Annotated in this window: 5 protein-coding genes and 1 pseudogene; 2 read left to right on the forward strand and 4 right to left on the reverse strand. The window is 61.0% G+C overall.

Going from position 1 to position 5,638, the window contains the following annotated elements; translation table 11 throughout:
• Positions 1-157 precede the first annotated feature (157 nt).
• Both Q0349_RS10025 and Q0349_RS10030 read right to left on the reverse strand, forming a co-directional pair.
• Positions 158-475 carry a hypothetical protein gene (locus Q0349_RS10025; RefSeq protein WP_298080764.1) on the reverse strand — a complete coding sequence of 106 codons (318 nt, stop codon included), beginning with the start codon at positions 473-475 and terminating at the stop codon, positions 158-160.
• A gap of 54 nt (positions 476-529) precedes the next feature.
• Positions 530-2,560, reverse strand: coding sequence for a M3 family metallopeptidase (locus Q0349_RS10030; RefSeq protein WP_298080765.1), 2,031 nt, complete (start codon positions 2,558-2,560; stop codon positions 530-532).
• Between the two features lie 117 nt (positions 2,561-2,677).
• On the opposite strand from Q0349_RS10030, the gene aroG reads away from it, so the two are divergent.
• Positions 2,678-3,736 carry a 3-deoxy-7-phosphoheptulonate synthase AroG gene (gene aroG / locus Q0349_RS10035; RefSeq protein ID WP_298080767.1) on the forward strand — a complete coding sequence of 353 codons (1,059 nt, stop codon included), beginning with the start codon at positions 2,678-2,680 and terminating at the stop codon, positions 3,734-3,736.
• A gap of 57 nt (positions 3,737-3,793) precedes the next feature.
• Here the strand turns inward: aroG and Q0349_RS10040 are convergent, their stop codons facing one another.
• Positions 3,794-3,979, reverse strand: a complete 186-nt coding sequence (locus tag Q0349_RS10040) for a hypothetical protein (RefSeq protein WP_366916310.1) — start codon at positions 3,977-3,979, stop codon at positions 3,794-3,796.
• On the reverse strand, positions 3,976-4,824 hold the full coding sequence (locus tag Q0349_RS10045; protein ID WP_298080769.1) for an aldo/keto reductase: 849 nt from the start codon (positions 4,822-4,824) through the stop codon (positions 3,976-3,978). The genes Q0349_RS10040 and Q0349_RS10045 overlap by 4 nt, the downstream gene beginning before the upstream one ends.
• Before the next feature lie 118 nt (positions 4,825-4,942).
• Between Q0349_RS10045 and Q0349_RS14135 the strand changes: the two are divergent.
• A pseudogene (locus Q0349_RS14135) lies at positions 4,943-5,576 on the forward strand (LysR family transcriptional regulator).
• Positions 5,577-5,638 lie beyond the last annotated feature (62 nt).

Below are 5,638 nucleotides of genomic sequence, written 5' to 3' on the forward strand. Positions count from 1 at the left end.
GCGCAATATCATTGTCGCTGACGCTGACATCGAGCGAAATGGCGGATTTCTTCGCCTCTTCGCTGTAATAATCTTCAATCGCCATGGTATTGGCGCCTTGAGTGTAAACGAATGAGCTGGTCATCATCATTGACAGCGGCGGCGTATAAAAGCCATCCTACGCCAGCAACAAGGAAGGAATGAGGCCGAGGGTAATGAGCCATTTTTTCATGGAAATCTTCGGTTGGATTAAGGAAAGGGGTTCTGCCGCCTGCAAGATATGGTGCCTATTTACGGCTTTTATTTTGCTGCCGCCAATAGGCTTTTTGGCAATGTGGCGGTAAATGCGATGACGGCGGACATTACCAATAGAGAATGCCGCCGTTTTGCCGGTCAACCCGCAATATGGCAATCCGTGCAAAGCCCTGTACGGCGCGCCGTAGGGTGGGGCTTGCCCCACCATCACACACGCGGGTATTCCAGCGTCGGCAAACACGCCCGCCACGCCTAACAAAAAAGCCCCGGAATGCCGGGGCGTTCTCGTGGGCGGTTATGCCTGGATGCCGCTGTGGCGCAAGAGCGCATCCACCGTTGGCGCGCGGCCACGGAAGGCGGTGAAGCTCTCCATGCTGGGGCGGCTGCCGCCGACGGCGAGGATTTCGTCGCGGAAGCGCACGCCGGTTGCCGGATTGAGCACGCCTTCTTCTTCAAAGGCGGCGAAGCTGTCCGCCGACAGCACTTCCGCCCATTTGTAGCTGTAGTAGCCCGCCGCGTAGCCGCCGGCGAAGATGTGCTGGAAGCTCATCGGGAAGCGGTTGTCGGCGTAGGCGGGGGTGACGGCGACGTGTTCGCGTACCGCGCGGTGTACGGCGAGCGCGTCCGCCCCGGCGTTCTCGGCGCGGTGCAGGCGGAAGTCAAACAGCGAAAATTCGAGCTGGCGCAAGAGTGCCATCGCGCTTTGGTAGTTTTTCGCGGCGATGAGTTTGGCGTAGAGCGCGTCCGGCAGCGGCTCGCCCGTCTGGAAATGGCGGGTCATCAGGCGCAGGCAGTCGCGTTCGTAGCAGAAGTTTTCCATGAACTGACTGGGTTGTTCGACCGCGTCCCATTCGACGCCGTTGATGCCAGCGACGCTGTATTCGCCGACGGTGGTGAGCATATGGTGCAGGCCGTGGCCAAATTCGTGGAAGAGCGTGGTGACTTCCTGGTGGGTGAGGCAGGCCTCGGCGTCGCCGACCGGCGGGGGGAAGTTGCAGACGAGGGAGGCGACCGGCAGTTGCAGCGCGTCGCCGTCGGCAAAGCGGGAGACGGCGCTGTCCATCCACGCGCCGCCGCGTTTTTTCGCGCGCGCGTAGGGGTCAAGGTAGAAGCGGGCGCGCAGTTGGCCGTCGGCGTCAATCATGTCGTAGCCGCGCGCGTCGGCGTGCCAGGTGGCAAGCGCCGGGTTTTCGCGGAAGCGCACGCCGAAGAGGCGTTCGCAGATGGTGAACAGCCCTTGCAGCACCTGGCTGATGGGGAAGTAGGGGCGCAGGTCTTCTTGCGAGAGGGCGTATTTGCTTTGCCGCTGTTTTTCGGCGGCGTAGGCGATGTCCCACGGTGCGAGTTCGGGCAGATTGAGCTCGCGCGCGGCGTAGTCGCGCAGCGCCGCCATGTCCGCTTCGCCCGCCGCCTTGCCTTTGGCGACGAGGTCTTCGAGGAAGGCAAGCACCGCCGCGCTGTCCGGCGCCATTTTGTTATCGACCGAGTAGGCGGCGTAGTCGGCGAAGCCGAGCAGTTTTGCCAGCTCAAAACGCAGGGCGAGCGTTTCGGCAATGATGGCGGCGTTGTCGTAACGCCCTTCGTCGGCCAGTTCGCTGGCGCGGAGGTTGTAGGCGCGGTAAACGGTTTCGCGCAGGTCGCGGTCGTCGGCGTAGCTCAAAACCGGGATGACCACCGGCGCGTCGAGGGTGATGCGGTAGCCGTCTTCTTCGTGCTGGCGGGCGAGGTCGGCCATCAGCGCGCGGGCGCTGTCGGGCAGACCGGCGAGGCGGCTGTCGTCGGGCAGGTGCAGATGCCAGGCGTTGGTGGCGTCCAGCACGTTGTTGGCGAATTGCGTCCCCAGTTCGGCCAGGCGCAGGCTGATTTCCTTGTAACGCGCCTTGGCGGCGGCATCGAGGGCGACGCCGCTGCGCTCAAAATTCTTCAGCGCGTCGTCAATTACCTTGCGCTGCGCGCCGCTAAGCGCATCGTAATCATCGCTGTCGCGCAGGCTTTTAATGGCGCGATACAGCCCTTCGTGCTGGCCGAGGTCGCTGCCGTAGGCGGTGAGTGCGGGCAGGAGCGCTTCGTAGGCGGCGCGCCATTCGTCGGTGCTGGTGACGGCGTGCAGGTGGGCGACGGGCGAGACCGCCTTGGCGAGGCGGTTTTCGAGGCGCTCCAGCGGTTGCATCAGCCCGTCCCAAGTGAAATCGCCGCGCGCGATGAGGGCTTCTATCGCAGCGCGGTTTTCATCAAGTATCTGCGGGATGATGGCGGCGTGCTCCGGGCGGATGGCGGCGAAGGCGGGTACGTCGGCGGGCTGGTAGAGCGGGTTGGTATCGGTCATGGGGAGTCCTTGCGGTTGAAAAGGCGGCGAGTATAGCAATCCCGACCGCGCCGCGCTTTGTCTGCGCCGTGTTTTGCGCTATCTTTGCCGACCCCCTGTTTTTTTATGGACGACCCCATGCACCAGACTGATGATTTGCGCATTGCCCGCATCGAAGAACTCCTGCCACCCGTGGCGCTCTTGGAACGCTTCCCCCTGACCGCGCACGCGGCGGCGGTAGTCCGCCAGACACGGCAGGACATCCACGCCATCCTCCACGACAACGACCCGCGCCTGCTCGTCGTCATCGGCCCCTGCTCCATCCACGACGTCAAGGCGGCGAACGAATACGCCGACCGCCTGCTGCCGCTGCGCGAAAAATACCGCGAACAGCTTTGCCTCGTCATGCGTGTGTACTTTGAAAAACCGCGCACCACCGTCGGCTGGAAAGGCCTGCTCAACGACCCGCACCTGGACGGCTCGTTCGCCATCAACGACGGCCTCCGCCTCGGCCGCGAACTGCTGCTGGACCTCAACGAAAAAGGAATGCCGGTCGCGGTCGAATACCTCGACATGATCATCCCGCAATACATCGCCGACCTCGTCAGCTGGGGCGCGATCGGCGCGCGCACGACAGAAAGCCAAATCCACCGCCAGCTTGCCTCCGGCCTCTCCTGCCCGATTGGCTTCAAAAACGGCACCAACGGCGACATCCAAATCGCCATTGACGGCGTCACCTCGGCGGCAGCGGTACACAGCTTCCTCTCCGTCACCAAATTCGGCCACTCCGCCATCGTCACCACGCTGGGCAACGAAGACTGCCACATTATTCTGCGCGGCGGCAGCGACGGCCCGAACTACAGCGCCGAACACGTCCGCGCCACCGCCGCCGCCCTGCAAAAAGCCGGACTGCCGGAAAAAATCATGATTGATTGCAGCCACGCCAACAGCAACAAACAGCACGAACAGCAACTCGTCGCCGCCGCCGACATCGCCGCACAAATCGCGGGCGGCGACCACAGCATCTTCGGCGTGATGGCGGAAAGCCACCTCGTCGCCGGGGCGCAAAAACTGAAAGCAGGCGAAACGCTCACCTACGGCCAAAGCATTACCGACGCCTGCATTGGCTGGGAAGACAGCGAAATCCTGCTGGAACAACTGGCGGAAGCGGTGGAAAAACGGATGGGGCGGAATTAAAAAACCGGCCACAGAAAAAGCCGTCCCGAAGGACGGCTTTTTTATTGTCTCATACGTTTACGGACTTTCCGCCAGAACCGCAATCTTGGCGGCAATCCGTTTCGGCGCAAATTCGCGGATTTCATATTGGGTGAAATCCGGGTAATAGCAATCTTCTTCCAAAACTTTTTGCAGGGCGCCGCGGCTTTCGGTGTGCGCGAAAATCACGCCCGCGTGTACGTCGGTGTCGCTGGAAATCCTTATACATTAAAGATACGTTCTTTCATCCAGCGCACGGTGGCAATGGTCTGGTGATTGATGAACTGGCTTTCGCCCATATCGAGCGCGGCAATCGCCGCTTTGTCTGCCTCATTCAGGCTGAAGTCAAAGATATTGAGGTTTTCTGCCATGCGTTCCGGTTTGGTGGATTTGGCCAAAGCGACAATGTTGTTTTCCACCAGCCAGCGCAAAATGACTTGCGCCACGCTTTTGCCGTATTGTGCGCCAATTTTCGTCAAAACCGGATTGCTGAAGATATGGTTTTTGCCTTCGGCAAAGGGCGCCCAGGCTTCGACGACAATACCCTCTTCCTGTAATGCGGCGACTTGTGCTTCGCGCTGGTGGAAGGGGTTTATTTCTATCTGGTTTGCCTGCAGCATGACGTGGTTGAAAATACCCAAATCGACGGCGCGGTCGGGGGTGAAATTGCTGACGCCAATGGCGCGGATTTTGCCCGCCGCCTGATATTTTTCCAATGCGCGCCAGGTGCCATAGACATCGCCGTAAGGCTGGTGAATGAGTACCAGGTCAATATAATCGAGATTCAGCCGTTTTAAGGAGCGATCCAGTGAAGCGGTGGCCGCCACTTCGCCCGCATTTTCTATCCAGACTTTGGTGGTTACAAAGAGTTCTTCGCGGGCGATGCCACTGCGGGCAATACCTCTGCCAACTTCGGTTTCATTGACATAGGCTTGCGCGGTATCAATATGGCGGTAGCCCGCGGCAATGGCATCCACCACAGCCTGTTCGGTTTCTTCCGGTACAATTTGAAAGACGCCAAATCCCAATGCCGGAATTTCGACGCCATTATTCATTTTTATGCTTTGCATGATGTATGCTCCGTGATGCGGCGGGCGGATTCCCGACGCGCAGCGCATCATACCCCCGCGATTGCCCGCCGCCAAAATCATAAACGCCGATAACCGCTATCATCCATTCCGATATGCCATGAATCTTTTGCACAATCTGGATTTGAATCTGCTGCGCGCGCTGCACGCGCTGCTGGAGGAAGGCAATGTCACCCGCGCGGCGGCGCGCCTTGCGCTGTCGCAACCGGCAGTGAGCGGGATGCTCGCCCGCCTGCGCCAGTTTTTTGACGACCCGCTGCTGGTGCGCAGCGGCCAGGGCATGGTGCTGACACCGCGCGCGGCTGCGCTACCGCGTGTTGTACGAGGGGCGCTTTGTCTGCGCGATGCGCGCCGGGCATCCGGCGTTGCAGGCGGCGTGGAATCTGGACACCTTCTGCCGCCAGCGCTTTGCCCTCGGCTCGTTTTACGGCGGCAGCCTCTCCGGCGTGATTGACGACACCCTGCGCGAACTGGGCTACCACCGCCACGTCGCGGTGTCGCTGCAACATTTCGCCCTCATCCCGGAGCTGCTGCGGCAAAGCAACCTGCTCGCTGTCATCCCCGCCAGCCTGGTGCGCGCCGACGACGGCCTGGTGCTGAAGGATTTGCCTTTCCCGGCAGCGGGTTATCAGAAACTGCTGCTCTGGCACGAGCGCAACCACGCCGACCCGGCACAGCAATGGCTGCGCGGGCAGTTGGCGGGAGCGGGTCATTCTGGCGGTGATGGTGGATAACCCGGTGTATAGCCATCCACCGAAAGCCTCATACTGTGTTGCGTCGCCTGACCGGGCACCCT

The sequence above is a fragment of the uncultured Cardiobacterium sp. genome (assembly GCF_938028185.1).
Classification (GTDB): domain Bacteria; phylum Pseudomonadota; class Gammaproteobacteria; order Cardiobacteriales; family Cardiobacteriaceae; genus Cardiobacterium.

Bases quoted from the DNA above. Each gene is read 5' to 3' on its own strand.
- Q0349_RS10045 (WP_298080769.1), bottom strand. From the start codon at position 4,824: ATGCAAAGCATAAAAATGAATAATGGCGTCGAAATTCCGGCATTGGGA.
- aroG (WP_298080767.1), top strand. From the start codon at position 2,678: ATGCACCAGACTGATGATTTGCGCATTGCCCGCATCGAAGAACTCCTG.
- Q0349_RS10030 (WP_298080765.1), bottom strand. From the start codon at position 2,560: ATGACCGATACCAACCCGCTCTACCAGCCCGCCGACGTACCCGCCTTC.